Source organism: Lentisphaera marina, assembly GCF_028745505.1.
In the GTDB taxonomy this organism is placed as follows: domain Bacteria; phylum Verrucomicrobiota; class Lentisphaeria; order Lentisphaerales; family Lentisphaeraceae; genus Lentisphaera; species Lentisphaera marina.
In genome coordinates, this window is record NZ_JAQZZL010000001.1 from 2558495 (window position 1) to 2574013 (window position 15519).

Genomic DNA, 15519 nt, shown 5'->3' on the forward strand with positions numbered 1-15519 from the left:
ACATGAGTTTAGATGACAAAAAATTCACCGACTTCCTACAAAAGCAGTATAAGCTTGTTCAGGAGAAGCTTGCTCAGGAGAAGATTGAGGCCGAAAAGCCAGCTTCTTATCATGATCGATACATAAACAAAACTCTTATCGGTGAAGGCGCACAAAAACAAATTTTCCAAGTTTACGATACAGCTTGTAGTCGTGACATAGCCATGGCGGTACTCAAGGGTAATTCACAGGTAGAAAAAGCACAATTTTTGCGGGAAGCGCGAATCACGGCTTTACTGCAGCACCCAAATATCATGCCGGTTTATGAAACGGGTAAAGATGAATGCCAACACCCTTACTTCACTATGAAATTGGGACGAGGCGATACTCTGCAAGAGCTTATTGACGCAAAAACAAAGCAGCCCCTCCAGGAACTTTTGTCCCTCTTTCTCAAAGTCTGCGAAGCGCTCATTTACGCTCATTCAAAAGGTATCTTACATCGAGACCTCAAGCCCGAAAACATCTACGTCGGTCAGTTTGGTGAAGTTCTCTTATGTGATTGGGGCTTGGCTAATATCGTACTGGAAGACTGTGAAGAAACTATTCTTGATGATCAGGACTTACAAGATCTCAATTTAAAGGTATCTCTCAAGGGGATCATTAAAGGAACTCCTGGCTTTATTGCTCCTGAAATTTTAAAAACCGCCGACTACTCCTTCCAGAGTGATGTCTATGCCCTGGGAGCTATTTTTTATTGTTTGTTAACTGGCCAAGAGCCAAAGACAACGGACACTCAAGAGCAAAGCCTTTTTAGCAAACAAGACAACTCTGAGTCGGATAGTTTAAAAGCCATCTGTAAAAAAGCTCTCGAACCCAATAAAGAAGCTCGCTATCAAACTGTTCGTGAAATGTCTCTGGATATCAGAGCCTACCTCAATGGCTTTGCGCCTAAAGCGGAAGATGCAGGTACACTTACGCAAATCAAACTTTTATATAAACGCAACAAACGCGTTATGAATACAGCTGCTTTTTTTCTCATTCTCATCACTGCTTTAGGTCTCGGTTTTATATATTCACTACAGCAAAATGAAAAACAGGCCTTAAAGCTATTAAGTCAATTAAAGGAATCTGATTTAAAGCGTAAAAATGCTGAATCCGAGTTAATCCCCCACTATCTACAAAAAGCCAAAACTGCCTTTCTTGAAGGACAAGCGGAAACGGCACTGACACTTGCTCAGGTATGTTTTGATTATGATAAGGAAAACAAAAAAGTTCGAGACTTATTAGGCAAAGCACTCATGTCCATGCAAAATTTTGAGGAGGCTGTAAAAATATTAAAAGGCATTAATCCTGAAATATATTCAATAGCTAAAAACTGTGTTCAAATAAAGGCCCGAAAAAGTGCCAAACCTGAGCAAACTATAGCTCTACTAAAAACTGTCGGGGTTAAGCCAGAAAATGACAAGGCTTACATCTATCGCAACATATTATATCAGGAATTTGCTAAGAGTGAGCCACAGGACAAACTTAGACTCTTGCGCAGTGTACTCATGATGCGCAATAATTTAACATCAATGAATTCGGTCTTGGAATTCAAAGATGATGCCTACACCATAGACCTCAGCAATAATCCCGATTTAGAAATCCTAAATGTACTGGCCAAATTTGGTCCTGCCGTGGTAAAAAACTTTGACTTAAGTCATACAAAAATAAAATCCTTATACCCCATAAAAAACTTTAATATCATCAACCTTCATTTAGCACACACCGGTAAATTACCTTTAACTCACTTCAGTCATTATTATGAATATCTCGACGCTGAGGGTTCAAAAAATGACTTTTCCCCCTTCTTGAAAAACAAGCCCGTTCAATACCTCAATATCCACCAAACACCATTCTCTAGTTATAAGGTTCTAACGACATTAAAAAAATTGAATACCTTAATTGTGACTAAAGGCAAACTCCCTGATAGTGTAAGGGTAAAACTCCCGCCAAACTGCAAGATTATAGAGAAATAAATCTTATTGGATTTTGCTGATAGATTTAATCCCCTCAAACCAGGTCTCTGCCATTTTTTCGTAGAGTTTGTTAGTGGGATGGTTGATACCATTGGATAAGCGCTTCTTGTCAATTGATTGTGGATTTTTAGAATCCACTAAAAAGTGATGATAGAGGTCGACAGTTGAGATAGCTCTCCCCTGCTCTTTATACTTTGAAATAAGCTTCTCACGGATAAAAGTATTGTAATCGAAAAGGAGCTTTTTGTAACTTGAGTAAGGAGTGATTTGAGCGACAATAAGTTGTACACTTTCATCTGTTTGATAGATAGTTTTAACTAAAGAATCCAATTGCTGAGGGCTCTTGGAATTAATGCCATTAACACCAATCAGTAACAGAATAATATCCGGCTTATCTTCTACCATCCACTGAGCAATGTTTTTTTGAATTTTGGGAATTGACCAGCCTCCATAGCCACGGTGCCCATCTTGGCCCATGGCTTTGAGATCGAACTTGGGAAAAATTGCTCCACCATGAGTAGGATCGCCAAATTTTTTATTCATGGGTTCTGCTGATCCCCCCACAAACTTGAAGTTGATTTTCGCTTCACTTAGAAGTTTATAGAGAGGCGCTCGATAGCCGTATTCAAAAGGATGTTTCCATGCAGAATTATCGGTGTAGCCAGCGGTAATGGAATCGCCCAAAGGCATGATGCGAAGGACTTTATCATTGGCCATTACATTTAAAGACATTAGTAAAATAAAAACATAGATCGTTTGTTTCATTGTATCCTTTTTATGTGGTGTATCTAAATACACCAAGCTTATTTTTCTTGTTTGCTAAGCCACATTTACATGTGGGCCTCATATATTTTATGGCTTCACCATAACTTATTTTCTTTCATTTTCACACCCACATTTACATGTGGGGCTAATACATTTTATGGCTTTGCCATAAATAACGATCAGTAATTAGATTCATGGCGAAGCCATGAAATATCTTAGCATGGGGTGTGAACCCCATGTATAGGATGAAATATCTAATCCCATGCCTTTAGGCATGGTACAATCATGGCGAAGCAATGAAACATCTTAGCATGGGGTGTGAACCCCATGTCTAAGGATGAAATATCTAATCCCATGCCTTTAGGTATGGCACATGGTTGAGACACAAAAAAAGCCCAAAGTCAACGATTCGACTTTGAACTTAATTCATTAGATCAATACAAGTTAAGCTGAGTATTTCTCGTTGAGCTTATTCATGAAATTGATGCATGTTTCCGTTGCACCCCAGGCATCATCCCAGAAGCAAAGGTCATTTGTCCACCAGCCATCAGCTGGGTGATATTCGAGGATTGCTGGAACGATTTTATCGAAATCTAAAATACCGAGTCCAAAAGGTGGGTGTGAAGATGTTTCATCTTCACCATTAGCATCTTGGTGACACTTATTATCTGAGTCAATTAAGTGAACGTGATTGATGCGTGGTCCAACCATTTTAAGGAACTCAGTTTGACATTCAAAAACTTCTTTTTCACCGTTTTGACGCGTACCAACAACACTCATGATTTGAGCATGGCAAGTATCGTAAAGGAAACCAAAGTTTGGTTTTTGGATGGCATCGAGAATTTCGACGATCTCTGAAGGCTTATTGAAAGCAAAACCTGGCTCAGCTTCCCAAGTTACTGCAAGGTCATATTCAGCAGCAATATCGCAACACTCGTTCCAAGTATCAACAACACGCTTTTTAGCTGTAGCGTAATCCACCGTCTCAAAAATTGTTGGTGGTTGAACTGTATCAACACGAATTGTTTTGATCCCCATATCAACTGAGAATTCACAATTGCGTTTGAATTCAGCTACGTACTTTGAGTTATCTTCGGCATCGACAAGGTTTTCGCCCCAAAGATTCGCAGCAATACCACTGATCTGTAGGCCGTAAGATTTGATCTTCTCTACTACTGCTTGGCGCGACTCTTTTGTAGGTAAGTCATCGGGGTTTGGGTGAGGTGGGAAAGAACCCAATTCTAAAGCATCGTAGCCCAAGTCTGAAAGCTTTTGGCATACAGTATCAAAATCTACTGGTTTATCTGCGTAAGGACCAATTGTGTAGGCCCAAGTTCCTATTGATGTTTTCATTATCTATCTCCTATGTTAATGAATTGAGCTCGAGGGCTCGTTTATTTATAATCATATCACTACAAGTGCTTTTAAAGGCTTTGAGGTGTGCTGCTTGGCGGTGGGCTTCCAGATCGTCGGCCGTCGCCCAGCTCTCTAATACAGTAAATAAAGAAGCGTCATCTTTAGATTGGTAAACGGCATATAAAACACAGCCCTTTTCAATCTTTGATTCGCGCTCAAGTCCGGCCATGACCTTGGAAAAGATCGGGATGCTATCTTCTTGAACTTGAAATTCTATCCACTTTGTAATCATTTTAAGCCTTTACGTAGCCCGGACTATCGGCCGGCATATCGTAGTATTTTTTGAGTTCGTCATCGAGTCGCATGAGCGTAACCGATACCCCTGCCATTTCCTGTGCAGTACAAAACTCACCGAGCTCCGTATCGTGAATGGTCATACCCTTAGATTCTAAGTACTTGTGCATGTGACGCATCACAATGAACATCTCCATTCTTGTCGTCGCGCCATAGCCATTGACCAAGGCAATAATATCATCACCCGATTCAAAAGGAAGGTCGGCAATAATAGCGTCGCACAAACGCTCTGCAGTGGCATCGGCAGTCATCAAATCAACTTGCTCAATACCGGCTTCACCATGAATACCCATGCCGAATTCCATGCGACCTTCTGGAAGTTCAAAAGTCTTGAGCCCCGTTTCTGGAAGCGTGCATTCTGACGTGGAAACACCGAGTGAACGACAATTAAATACCGCGCGCTCAATCAGTTTTTTCAGATCATCAAAGCCCATGCCTGCTTCGGCTGCAGCACCCGCAACGTGAATCACGAGGTGATCGGCCGTTGTACCACGACGTTCTTCAGCTTGATCCACTGGGAAGGCTGATATTTCATCATTGATGAGTACAGTTTCAACTTTGTGACCTTCGAGGCGAGCAAAATCTTGACCCATATCAAAGTTCATCACATCACCAGCATAGTTATTATAAATCATAATAACACCCTCACCTGAGTCCGCTGCTTTGATCGCATCGAGAACTTTATCGGGAGTTGGTGCCGTAAAAACCTGGCCATGCACTGAAGCATCCGCCATGCCTTTACCAATGAATTCTAAAAAGAGCGGTTCATGCCCTGCTCCACCGCCAATGACAATACCAACTTTGCCTTTGATCGGTGCATCAATACGTGCACAGACGTGAGGGGCAATTCGCTTAACTTTAGTTTTATTCGTCAAACAAAATCCATCGATGAGTTCCACTGCCAAGTTATCTGGGTCATTAATAAGTTTACGCATCTTAAGCCTCCTTATTTGCTTGCTTCGCAAAGCAGTCAATGATTAAACAAACTGAAGTCGCACCCGCATCGGCATGGCCGAGACCACGCTCACCCGCATAACGCGAACGACCTTTTTTGGCCACGAGTTCTTTGGTGTGCTCGAGACCAGCTTCAGCAGCTGAACTCATTTCTTTAAGCGCAGTGGCTAAGTTTTTACCATCTGCCTCTGCCTGCTTAAGGGCACGTATACCTGGTGCGAGTGCATCGATTAAAGTTTTATCGCCTTCGGCAGACTTACCAATTTTTTGAACGCGAGCTAAGCCACTCTCAAAAGATTCGATAAGGTGAACTAAGTTCATTTCATCTGATCCATGAACTGTCATTCCCATGCCTAAAAATAGACTAGAGAAAATGGGACCTGAAGCTCCTCCCATGGTTGAAACCATGCCCATTGCGTAGGCCGCAAAGAGCTTATCCAATTGCTGAGGTTTTTCAGTGTCAATTTTTATCTGTGCAGCTTTAACACCACGACGAATCGTTGTGCCGTGATCACCATCGCCGACGACGGAGTCTAGCTCACAGAGTTTCATGGCATTATCGCAAATCACTTCCGTGACATTGCCGAGAATGGCATAAACATCTTCTAGCTTCAAGTTATCCATATTCTCTCCTAGTTTAAAATTAGTTGGCTAATGATTTGTAGAGTTCAAAAGCTTCTGCAGGTGTGCTATCATCGTGAACAACTGATTTTACAGCTTGCATCATGGCGAGAGGAGCCTCTGACTGGAAGACATTACGTCCCATATCAACACCAGCAGCACCACACTGAATAGCTTTGTAGCAAAGGTCGAGTGCTTCGAGTTCAGGAAGCTTTTTACCACCAGCAATCACAACTGGCACTGGGCAAGCTGCTACAACTTTCTCGAAACCTTCTGTGTAATAAGTTTTTACAATGCTAGCACCATTCTCAGCGCAAACACGTGCAGCCATACCGAAGTAACGAGCATCGCGAGTCATCTTTTTACCAACTGCAGTAACACCCATAACTGGAATGCCATATTTATTACCGATATCAACGAGGCGACTGAAGTTAGCAATTGTCTTAGCTTCAGTTTCTTCTTCGCCGATAGAAAGCATTGCGGCCATAGCTGAAACATTCATGCGAATCGCTTCTTCTTCGGCAATCAATACATTGTGATTCATTTCTGTAAGAATAGTTGTACCCGTGTCAGTACGCAAACATACTGGCTGAGTGCAAGTAGCAGGAATTGAACTGCGAATCATGCCGCGTGTACCCATAAGGCAATCAGCGTGCTCGGCGAGTGGCGCAATATTGAGGTCAATACGCTCGAGTCCCGAAGTTGGGCCCATGAGGAAACCGTGGTCAAAAGCGAGCATGACTGTACGGCCTGATTTCTTGTTAAAAATACGTGAGAGACGGTTCTTGAGTCCCCAATCGCCGTTATTTAAACCCTTGAGGTAAAAACCGTCGGTTTTTGCTGGTGTGTCGAGTCCAAAACTCTTTCCGTCTCTGATGTCGTCTGTATCTGCCATGTTATTTTCCTTGTTTTTTATTAAATTTATTTAGTTTGTTAGTTTAAGATTGATGCCTGCCTTTCTGGCAAGACTTAGATTATTCGATCGTTTCCGCCGTCAACTGGAACTTGCGCACCCGTTGTTTTACTGAAGAGTGGCCCCACCATAGCGGTGCACATTTCAGCAATATTGGCTGATTTGATTTCTGTTTTAAGTAAGTTGCGAGTTTTGTATTCCTCAATCGTCATACCATAGCGTTCGGCCGAACGTGCCAAAGCTTCTGGCGTCCAAAGGTCGGTATCGAAAACCGCATCTGGGTGGATGACATTGACGCGAATACCACTGGGAGCTAACTCTAAGGAGAGTACGCGAGCCAACTGCGTTAAGCCTGCTTTCGAAACTGAATATGCTGCAGCACCGGGGCCCGGAGCACCAACATTGCGTGATCCCACAAATAAAACCGCGGGTTCAATACCTTGTTTCAAGTAAGGGGCTGCGTATTTAACTAAGAGTTGATTTGCAGTGAGGTTGATACGTAGGGTCATATCCCATTTATTTGCATCTAGATCTTCGACATATTCACCCGCGGTAAAAATGCCCGCGTTGCAAATAATGAGGTCCAGACCGCCAAAAGTTGCCACCGTTTTTTCAACTACGGCCTTGAGCTGATCTTCTTTGCCAATATCGCAAACGAGTCCAAGTGAATTGGGTCCTGTAAAGGATTCGATATTTGGTGAAATATCTATACCAACAACCAAGGCACCATGACTCATCAGGTCTTCGGCACATTTACGGCCAATTCCTGCTGCGGCACCAGTTACAATGGCAATTTGCCCTTGAAGCATGGGTTTAGAACCACCCTTTTTGAGCTTGCGTTGCTCAAGTTCCCAGTATTCGATCTCGAAAAGGTCTTTCTCGCTAACGGGACTCCAACCACCAAGTGCTTCTGCATCCTGAATACCATTAGCTGTGTGAGCCGCAATATCGCTGATTTGTCCTGCTTCTTTGCGATTGACGCCAAAACTTAAAATACCTGAACCTTTCCAAACGCCCCAACGTGGTGCGGGATCTAGAATAGTATGCTCTGGTCCAGCATTGCGAGCAAAGTAAGCTTCGTGATCTGCCTTAAATTGGGCTAGATCAGCACTTGAATCTTCCGCTATGATAACGGGAGTTCGCTTGGTGCGAATACTGTGATCTGGTGTGAGTGTTCCACGAGTGGCAATACTATCGACATCAGCACGCTTAGAGAAGCCGACGGCTGCGGGTGATTGATTCACTTGGATTGTGACTGCTGAGCCACGAAGATCGGAAACGGTTTTTCTGATTTTAGCTAATTCGAGTAAATCGAGTTCACTTGAACGAGATTCTTCTCTTACTGATTGGCGCTTTTCAGAGATGAGTTTTTCGGCTTTATCAACGGCCTCTATGTGAAGTTCATAACTCTCTTTTGCGTCGTCCGCAAAAGTAAACAAGCCATGACCACAAAGGATGACGCCTTTTTTACCTTCGAGTAAACCATCTTTCACGGCTTTATCGAATTGCTTAGCCAAATCAAAACCAGGCATCACATAAGGCAATATAAGAAGTTCAGGAAAAAGCTTGTCGAGTTGTGGGCCATAAGTTTCGCTATTAGAAATGACGACAATGGCATCGGCGTGACTATGATCCACGTATTTAAAAGGGATGCAAGCATGAACGAGAGTTTCGATAGAGCCATTGGGAGCCGCAGGATCGAGGAGAGCTAAGCGCAATTGCTTCACCATTTCCACATCGCTGAGTTCTTTCATTCCCGCCAACTGAAGACATTCTTTTTGGCGTTCTGGAGAGAAACCTGCTTTTTCGATTGTTTTTAGGTCCCAGCCACTACCTTTGATGTATAGAACTTCGACTTCATTACCGAAGATATCTGTTTGTGTTGATTTGACCGAGGTATTACCTCCGCCATGAAGCACCAAATCTTCACTCTGCCCCAAAAGGCGTGAAGAATAAACTCGCATAGCAAGGTCATCGCCAGCTAGTTTTGCTGCTTCAGCATCATTCCAAAGACTTTTCATATTTATCCTTTGATAATGGGAACGAGTACATTTTTAGTGTAATCACCGCATTCAATTGTTACTTGGTCAGGCTCATTTACTGAACGCTCACATTCGTCTTCAACAATGATCCAACCTTCAAAATTAGTATCGACTAGATCTTGTGTAAGAGTTTTGAAGTCAACAATACCTTCGCCCATCAATGCCCAAGATTTATCTTCGTGCATGTCTTTGTAGTGCACGTGATTGATGAGGGCACGGTGGTCACGCATCATTTGAACTGGATCCATATCAGTGTAGGCCATGTGACCAACATCTGGAGTCCAACCGATGACACTTGAGTCGAGTTTTGGAAGCAATCTATCATAGTCAGATTGAGTTCTCCAAATTGATGTCTCGGGGGAATTGGGGTGATAAGAACACTTAATACCTTTAGCAACAGCGCGACGCGAGATTTCGTTAATGCAAGAAATCAAATTATCTTGACGCTCAATGAGGGTTGCATCTTCGCGAGTCGTTGGCATCTGACAAAGCATCATCACAGCATTTGGGAAAAACTCTGCAAGAAAGTCGATGAGCTTATCCGCAGCTTCACGCTCGGCAGCAGTTTCTTGCGGGTTTAACCAATCATCGAGAAGAACTACTGAAGAAAGTTCAATTCCCGCTTCTTGCATTTCAGCTTGAAGTACTTTTCCGTCGTAGGAGCTATACATAAACTTATCAATGGGTTCAAAACCTTCGAATCCAGCTTGCCCACAAATTTTTGCCATGTGACCAATTTTATCTGTATAGGGTTCGCCTTCTTCAATACATCCAGCCATTACCCATGCGTAGTGCTCGCTTGCAATTTTAATCTTACTCATTTTTATATCCTTATTTTCTATGAATGTTTTAGCATAAATTCTGTTGTGTCACGGTTGAAGTCCTCTAGAACTTCCCAGTGATGGGCATGACCCGTACCCGGATAAATCTTTAACTCAGAGCCTTCTATGAGTTGGTGAAGCTGCTGAGAAAATTTAACTGGTGTGAAAATATCTTGATCACCAACGGTAATGAGCGTTGGGAATTGACTGAGTGCCGCAACGCGATCAACTGCGTCGTGTGCCATACAAGCATCTGCTTGCGCAAGGAAAGCATGGAGCTCCATGTAGTTTTCGTGGGCCGTCTCCTGACCTTCCACAAGTGCTTCCTGACATTCTGCTATAGTAAAGAATGGCGGAGCAAAAATCCAAAGCTGAAGAAGCTTCATGAAATCTGCGGGCTTCGCAATTTTTCTCATATCTTTGAAATGATCAAAAACTTGTAAGGCGTAGGGATCGCATTTTGCCCAACTACTAATAATTACTAAGGACTTAATAAGTTCAGGATGAGCCAAGGCGAGCTCTTGGGCAATGATGCCACCCATAGAGATACCCGCAACGTGACATTTCCCTAAATTCAATTCCTTAATTACACCCGCGGTATCATCCGCCATCATACGACTTGTATAAGGCCCTTCAGGCTTATCTGAATCACCAGCACCGCGGTTATCAATAATGATACATTTAAAATGTTTCTCATACTCGAGTACGTGATCCTCCCAAAAAGCACCACGTGCGCTTAGCCCCATAATTAGGATTAATGGTTCACCTTCGCCGCGTATCTCGTAAGCAATTTTAACATCATTACTCATTTGTATATATCTCCTAGTTTTATTTACATGCCTTAGTTTAAAAGCACCCAAGCAAAAGTGATATAATACGATTTCCAAATTTTATAACAAAATCAGCAATGTTTTATTTTTGCATTTGCACTCTACTGACTAAGGGTTTATTAGTAACAAAGATAAACAAGGGATAACTCATGAATCAGAACATCTTCTATCTTCAGGACTTTTATAAGAAAAACGACTGCCAACCTCCAAGTAGCTTATTAATTGAACAAATTGATTCTTTTTATTTTGCCAAGGATCTCCAGGGTACTTTTATCTGCATTGATAAATCCTTACTCAAGCACTTTCATATGCAAAATAGTGGCGACATTTTAGGTAAGACTGACTTTGATATTCAAAGGCATGATCTAGCTCAAAAACACCGTGACGATGATGAGATTATTATAAAAAATGGCAAAGCAGTACCAAGTAAAATTGAGCTCGTAGGAGATGGCAAAGGCAATGTTAAGTGGGTTCAAACCACCAAGGCTCCCTTAAGAAATCTGCAAGGAGAAATTGTCGGAATCGAAGGTCTCTCACGAGACATCAAGATGACAAAAGAAAGCATCGAGCCCTATAATGAATTTAAAAACACCATTAGCTTTCTGCAGAAAAACTTTAAGAACTCGATAAACATTAAAGATTTAGCTTACCAAAATGCTATGAGTGTGAGTACTTTTGAACGTAAATTCAAAAAGCATTTTGGCTGTAGCCCCAGTCAATTTATCAAAAAACTGCGCATTGATCATGCTTGTGACTTACTTTATTCAAACTATGACCTTTCAGACATTGCCTTGGAGTGTGGCTTTTGCGATCAAAGCTATTTCAGTAAAGAATTTAAAAAAATCATGGATATGACTCCTAGACAATTTAAGGTTAGCTGTAAGAAATAGTTTTTCCCTGACGATTAAGAGGCATATAGTTAACAAAAAAGTGAGTGACTTATGCCTAATCGTCGACGTTTCATGAAATTTGCTTCCTTGGGAAGCCTTTTAGCTTTCTCTACGAAGGCTCAACAAATCCCTACCCCAAAACAAATCGAAGGGCCTTTTTACCCTAGCTACGAGATCAAAGACAAAGATTTTGATCTAACTAAAATTAAAGGTAATAAAGATAAGGCTTCAGGAGAGCTCATCGAAATTCACGGTCGGGTTTTTGACTTGGATGGTAAAATTATAGAGGATGCCACCGTCGATCTTTGGCAAGCCAATGCGGTAGGACGATACCGCCACCCCCACGATGATAACAAGGCTCCTCTAGACCCCAATTTTCAGGGTTGGGCAATTGTTCCCAGTGGAAAAGATGGTGGCTTTAAATTTAAAACGATCATGCCTGGAGCTTACCCCATAGGTAAAAAGCGTTTAAGACCTCCACATATTCATTTTAAAGTCTCAAAAAAAGATTATCATGAGCTAACGACGCAAATGTATTTCCCTGGAAATGAACTCAATAAAAAAGATAACCTCTTACAAAAATTAACTAAAGAAGAGCAAGCTTTACTGATTGCTAAAAAAGTTAATAGCTCACCGACAATATACGAATTTAACATCTACCTCAAAAAGGTATAGGATTCTTCTGTATTATAATTGTATGTGGGGGGGGGAGTGTGAGCTTAAGCTACCCGACCTGGACTTGAACCAAGAATGAGAGGATCAAAACCTCCTGTGTTACCAATTACACCATCGGGTAATAAAGAAAAATTGCTACCCGACCTGGACTTGAACCAAGAATGAGAGGATCAAAACCTCCTGTGTTACCAATTACACCATCGGGTAAAAATTTGCACAGCTACCCGACCTGGACTTGAACCAAGAATGAGAGGATCAAAACCTCCTGTGTTACCAATTACACCATCGGGTATGCTGAACGGTTTGAAACATAATCAAAGTCAAAAATATTTCCACTGGATACAAGGCAAAAATTTCACTTTTCTTAGGGATAAAAACAAATATTAGATTAGATTGCTCAAATAATTAATTTTTTACGGTAATCCACAACATGTCTTTTAGCTTATTTGTTAACAGCGAAACTGACTCTCTCATCATCGAATGCACTGAATCTTTACTAGATAGCTCATCTCATGATCAGCTCAGTTCATTAATAGGAGAAAGTCGTTTTTCTATAGAAGAAGTGGCAAGAGGCTTTCAACTCAAACTTCATCAAGGCAAGGCCGAGTATGAAGAGCAAGCTCTAGAAGCAGGATCAAATACTCATATCTTGAGTGGGCGCGAATTTACTATTGGCAAAATTCGTTTCATTGCTTCGGTCAAAAGCGCACGTGCTGAAGTTTCTGGACGAGAAGATGTCAAATCATTGACTGCGCGAGGCTTAATTGCGCTAATTTTGTTATTTGAGATTCTTTTCATTACTGTATTACCGAAAACCTTCACTGGGGAAGAAAACTTCAAACGCGAGTACTTACTTGAAGAAATTAGTGAGGAACTCGATATCCTCAGAAGAGAAGTCCAGAGTGAGCTCAAAGGAAGTGGCAAAAAGAGCTCGATAAAAAGTGGAATTTTGAAGGATATTAAAGAAGCTTTAGATGAACTTGCACAGGACTTGCGCCTCAATCCAAAAGCCTTTTCGCTGGCGGAGCTTGAAAATACTAGTGAAGATCTGACCAAATGCGATAAGTTAATTCACCGACTCAATCACTCACCTATTGTGAATGGTGGCAATATCACCATCAATAAACAAGCCCTACTGGACCAAGCTTTTACTGAATGAGAAAAATCGTTTTTATAAGTTTAATTTTACTCCTAAGTATCTTAGCCTATTTGAATAGAAGTAAAAGCAGCGACCTCTACGACAAAACCATACGCAAAGCATCCGAGCGCCACCAAGTTCCCTTCTCATTAATCAAGGCACTCATACGTAAAGAAAGTAGTTTTATAGCTCGCCAAAAAGGCTTAGCAGGTGAATATGGCCTCATGCAAATCATGCCTATTGCTGCAGATGAATGGGCGCGTTTAAGTAAACGAAAAAAACTCCAACACTACGACATACTTCTCGACCCAGAAATTAATATTGATATTGGTACTTACCTCTTATCCGTTAACCTCAAACGCTGGAAAAAATACGATGAGGGAACACTTTTAGCTCTAGCCGAATACAATGCGGGCTTAGGCAATCTGCGCAAAGAAAACTGGCTTCCGGAAAAATATGACGGAAAAGTCTTGGAAAGAATCACTTTTCCCATGACGAAAAAATATGTAAGTGATATACTGCTATATAGAACCGAATATTTGGAGCAAGACAAATGAGCGAGAAAGAAGCTCTATTAAAACTTTTAGAAGACGAAGATCAGAAAATTGCGACCATAGCAATTAGTAAACTTCTACAATATGGCCCTGAAATCTTCCCTGCACTTAGAGAACTTCAGGAATCGGCCAACCCCTTGATTCGTCAAAGAGTGCACCAAATCGAAGCTATACTTGAAAAAAAGATATGTCTTAAAGATTTCATCAAACGCATTGAGAATGATGAAATTCTTATCTGGGAGGATTTAATTTTCCTCAACTCAATCTACTACCCCGAACTTCGACGCTCCGATTTGCAGAGTTCCATGGAGGAAGCCTACAAAAACTTGAGCTCAGGCGAATTCAACACTGCTAAGCTCTGCAACTACATGAAGGACAAAAGCTATTATGTCCCGAAGAATGATATCTTAGACTCTGGCATCAACCTTATTAGCTCTGTACTCATCAATGGTGAAGGTAGCCCACTGATGTTATGTATCATTGCACAATTACTTGGCAGACGCTTTCACTGGCCTTTCCAAATTGTCCTTCACAAGGGGCATCACTGCTTAATTGACAACCATAAAATGTTGATTGAACCCGCCCACAATTGGAAATGCACTTTGATTGACGAAAAGATTAAGGCGCACCCCTGTTCAGAGAAAGGACTAATCTTGACAGTGATTGCCAATCTCTATCTATCGGCTTTAGTCGAGGGGCAACTCAAAATTTTACATACACTTTCGACTCTAATGTCAAAAATTAGCAATACTGAACTCGCCGATTTCCCCTATCCCATCGGTAAACACAACGATAATATTTTAAGTACTAATAATAATGAATCCAGCTGACATACTCAAAAAAATAATTGCCACCAAACATTTAGAAATCAAAGCACAGGAAGATCAGCGTGAAGCGATCAAAGCACAGGCTTACGCAGTTGGTCCTACAAAAAAAGATTTCGCTCAAGCCCTAAAAGCTCAGTCAGGTCTCGCTGTTATTGCAGAAGCTAAAAAAGCCTCGCCTTCAGCAGGAGTAATTTCGCCAAATTTTGATCCCGTGGCCATCGCAAAAAATTACGCCGCCCTTGGTGCTGCCGCTATTTCGGTACTCACGGACCGCGATTACTTTCAGGGATCCCTAGACTACCTCGCTGCCATTCGCAAAGAAGTTGACCTACCACTTTTACGTAAAGATTTCATTATTGATGAACTCCAAATCCACGAAGCTCGCATTGCTGGTGCCGATACTTTTTTACTAATTGCCGCAGTCTTGACAGAAGAAGAGATACGCAATTTCCTTGCAATTGGACGAAAGTTCAACATGGAAGCACTCGTCGAGATACACGACGAAGACGAAGCTCACAAGGCCCTTGCTGCCGGAGCTCAAATTATCGGAGTTAACAATCGCGACCTCCGCAATTTCACCACTGACTTAAGCCTAACGGGGAAATTATCTAAATTCATTCCCAATGACAAAATTTTAGTTGGCGAGAGTGGCATAAAAACTGGTAAAGATAGTCGCTTGCTTTTAGATTGTGGCTGTTCAGCAATTTTGGTTGGAGAATCACTCATGCGTGATCCGCAAAAATTTAAAGAGTTACAGGAAGGTCAAGTCTAATCCACTTGCT

General features: G+C 41.7%; 16 protein-coding genes. 7 read left to right on the plus strand and 9 right to left on the minus strand.

Annotation, left to right across the window (positions count from 1 at the left end; translation table 11 throughout):
- Positions 1–2: 2 nt before the first annotated feature.
- Complete coding sequence (locus PQO01_RS10240; protein ID WP_274313916.1) at positions 3–1997, plus strand: serine/threonine-protein kinase; 1995 nt, start codon at positions 3–5, stop codon at positions 1995–1997.
- Positions 1998–2000: 3 nt separating this feature from the next.
- Here the strand turns inward: PQO01_RS10240 and PQO01_RS10245 are convergent, their stop codons facing one another.
- The 9 genes from PQO01_RS10245 to PQO01_RS10285 all read right to left on the minus strand — a co-directional run bounded on the left by PQO01_RS10245 (position 2001) and on the right by PQO01_RS10285 (position 10632).
- Entirely contained in the window at positions 2001–2762 is a 762-nt protein-coding gene (locus tag PQO01_RS10245; protein WP_274313917.1) for an SGNH/GDSL hydrolase family protein, read from the minus strand.
- Between the two features lie 444 nt (positions 2763–3206).
- The gene (locus PQO01_RS10250; RefSeq protein ID WP_274313918.1) at positions 3207–4115 is read right to left on the minus strand and encodes a sugar phosphate isomerase/epimerase family protein; all 909 of its coding nucleotides are present in this window, start codon (positions 4113–4115) and stop codon (positions 3207–3209) included.
- 10 nt (positions 4116–4125) lie between these two features.
- Positions 4126–4410 carry a putative quinol monooxygenase gene (locus PQO01_RS10255; RefSeq protein WP_274313919.1) on the minus strand — a complete coding sequence of 95 codons (285 nt, stop codon included), beginning with the start codon at positions 4408–4410 and terminating at the stop codon, positions 4126–4128.
- A 1-nt stretch (position 4411) separates the two neighbouring features.
- A complete protein-coding gene (locus PQO01_RS10260; protein ID WP_274313920.1) occupies positions 4412–5407 on the minus strand; it encodes a dihydroxyacetone kinase subunit DhaK in 996 nt (331 codons plus the stop codon).
- Between the two features lies 1 nt (position 5408).
- Positions 5409–6050 (minus strand): dihydroxyacetone kinase subunit DhaL, encoded by a 642-nt coding sequence (gene dhaL / locus PQO01_RS10265; RefSeq protein ID WP_274313921.1) that lies wholly within the window; start codon positions 6048–6050, stop codon positions 5409–5411.
- Between the two features lie 19 nt (positions 6051–6069).
- Positions 6070–6942: a 3-hydroxy-5-phosphonooxypentane-2,4-dione thiolase gene (gene lsrF, locus PQO01_RS10270; RefSeq protein WP_274313922.1), complete on the minus strand. Its 873-nt coding sequence runs from the start codon at positions 6940–6942 to the stop codon at positions 6070–6072.
- A 74-nt stretch (positions 6943–7016) separates the two neighbouring features.
- On the minus strand, positions 7017–8981 hold the full coding sequence (locus PQO01_RS10275) for a bifunctional aldolase/short-chain dehydrogenase (RefSeq protein WP_274313923.1): 1965 nt from the start codon (positions 8979–8981) through the stop codon (positions 7017–7019).
- Positions 8982–8983: 2 nt separating this feature from the next.
- Positions 8984–9823, minus strand: coding sequence for a sugar phosphate isomerase/epimerase family protein (locus PQO01_RS10280; protein ID WP_274313924.1), 840 nt, complete (start codon positions 9821–9823; stop codon positions 8984–8986).
- Positions 9824–9840: 17 nt separating this feature from the next.
- Positions 9841–10632 (minus strand): alpha/beta fold hydrolase, encoded by a 792-nt coding sequence (locus PQO01_RS10285; RefSeq protein WP_274313925.1) that lies wholly within the window; start codon positions 10630–10632, stop codon positions 9841–9843.
- 170 nt (positions 10633–10802) lie between these two features.
- On the opposite strand from PQO01_RS10285, the gene PQO01_RS10290 reads away from it, so the two are divergent.
- The 6 genes from PQO01_RS10290 (at position 10803) to trpC (ending at position 15509) form a co-directional block, all read left to right on the plus strand.
- Positions 10803–11543 carry an AraC family transcriptional regulator gene (locus tag PQO01_RS10290; protein WP_274313926.1) on the plus strand — a complete coding sequence of 247 codons (741 nt, stop codon included), beginning with the start codon at positions 10803–10805 and terminating at the stop codon, positions 11541–11543.
- A 51-nt stretch (positions 11544–11594) separates the two neighbouring features.
- Positions 11595–12218 (plus strand): protocatechuate 3,4-dioxygenase, encoded by a 624-nt coding sequence (locus PQO01_RS10295; protein WP_274313927.1) that lies wholly within the window; start codon positions 11595–11597, stop codon positions 12216–12218.
- Positions 12219–12648: 430 nt separating this feature from the next.
- Positions 12649–13377: a hypothetical protein gene (locus tag PQO01_RS10300; RefSeq protein WP_274313928.1), complete on the plus strand. Its 729-nt coding sequence runs from the start codon at positions 12649–12651 to the stop codon at positions 13375–13377.
- The gene (locus PQO01_RS10305) at positions 13374–13913 is read left to right on the plus strand and encodes a lytic transglycosylase domain-containing protein (RefSeq protein ID WP_274313929.1); all 540 of its coding nucleotides are present in this window, start codon (positions 13374–13376) and stop codon (positions 13911–13913) included. The genes PQO01_RS10300 and PQO01_RS10305 overlap by 4 nt, the downstream gene beginning before the upstream one ends.
- A complete protein-coding gene (locus PQO01_RS10310) occupies positions 13910–14740 on the plus strand; it encodes a transglutaminase family protein (RefSeq protein ID WP_274313930.1) in 831 nt (276 codons plus the stop codon). The genes PQO01_RS10305 and PQO01_RS10310 overlap by 4 nt, the downstream gene beginning before the upstream one ends.
- Entirely contained in the window at positions 14727–15509 is a 783-nt protein-coding gene (gene trpC / locus PQO01_RS10315; RefSeq protein ID WP_274313931.1) for an indole-3-glycerol phosphate synthase TrpC, read from the plus strand. Before PQO01_RS10310 ends, trpC begins: the two co-directional genes overlap by 14 nt.
- Positions 15510–15519: the final 10 nt, after the last annotated feature.

Coding starts and splice junctions, on each gene's coding strand:
- PQO01_RS10240 (WP_274313916.1), top strand. CDS start 3: ATGAGTTTAGATGACAAAAAATTCACCGACTTCCTACAAAAGCAGTAT.
- PQO01_RS10245 (WP_274313917.1), bottom strand. CDS start 2,762: ATGAAACAAACGATCTATGTTTTTATTTTACTAATGTCTTTAAATGTA.
- PQO01_RS10250 (WP_274313918.1), bottom strand. CDS start 4,115: ATGAAAACATCAATAGGAACTTGGGCCTACACAATTGGTCCTTACGCA.
- PQO01_RS10255 (WP_274313919.1), bottom strand. CDS start 4,410: ATGATTACAAAGTGGATAGAATTTCAAGTTCAAGAAGATAGCATCCCG.
- PQO01_RS10260 (WP_274313920.1), bottom strand. CDS start 5,407: ATGCGTAAACTTATTAATGACCCAGATAACTTGGCAGTGGAACTCATC.
- dhaL (WP_274313921.1), bottom strand. CDS start 6,050: ATGGATAACTTGAAGCTAGAAGATGTTTATGCCATTCTCGGCAATGTC.
- lsrF (WP_274313922.1), bottom strand. CDS start 6,942: ATGGCAGATACAGACGACATCAGAGACGGAAAGAGTTTTGGACTCGAC.
- PQO01_RS10275 (WP_274313923.1), bottom strand. CDS start 8,981: ATGAAAAGTCTTTGGAATGATGCTGAAGCAGCAAAACTAGCTGGCGAT.
- PQO01_RS10280 (WP_274313924.1), bottom strand. CDS start 9,823: ATGAGTAAGATTAAAATTGCAAGCGAGCACTACGCATGGGTAATGGCT.
- PQO01_RS10285 (WP_274313925.1), bottom strand. CDS start 10,632: ATGAGTAATGATGTTAAAATTGCTTACGAGATACGCGGCGAAGGTGAA.
- PQO01_RS10290 (WP_274313926.1), top strand. CDS start 10,803: ATGAATCAGAACATCTTCTATCTTCAGGACTTTTATAAGAAAAACGAC.
- PQO01_RS10295 (WP_274313927.1), top strand. CDS start 11,595: ATGCCTAATCGTCGACGTTTCATGAAATTTGCTTCCTTGGGAAGCCTT.
- PQO01_RS10300 (WP_274313928.1), top strand. CDS start 12,649: ATGTCTTTTAGCTTATTTGTTAACAGCGAAACTGACTCTCTCATCATC.
- PQO01_RS10305 (WP_274313929.1), top strand. CDS start 13,374: ATGAGAAAAATCGTTTTTATAAGTTTAATTTTACTCCTAAGTATCTTA.
- PQO01_RS10310 (WP_274313930.1), top strand. CDS start 13,910: ATGAGCGAGAAAGAAGCTCTATTAAAACTTTTAGAAGACGAAGATCAG.
- trpC (WP_274313931.1), top strand. CDS start 14,727: ATGAATCCAGCTGACATACTCAAAAAAATAATTGCCACCAAACATTTA.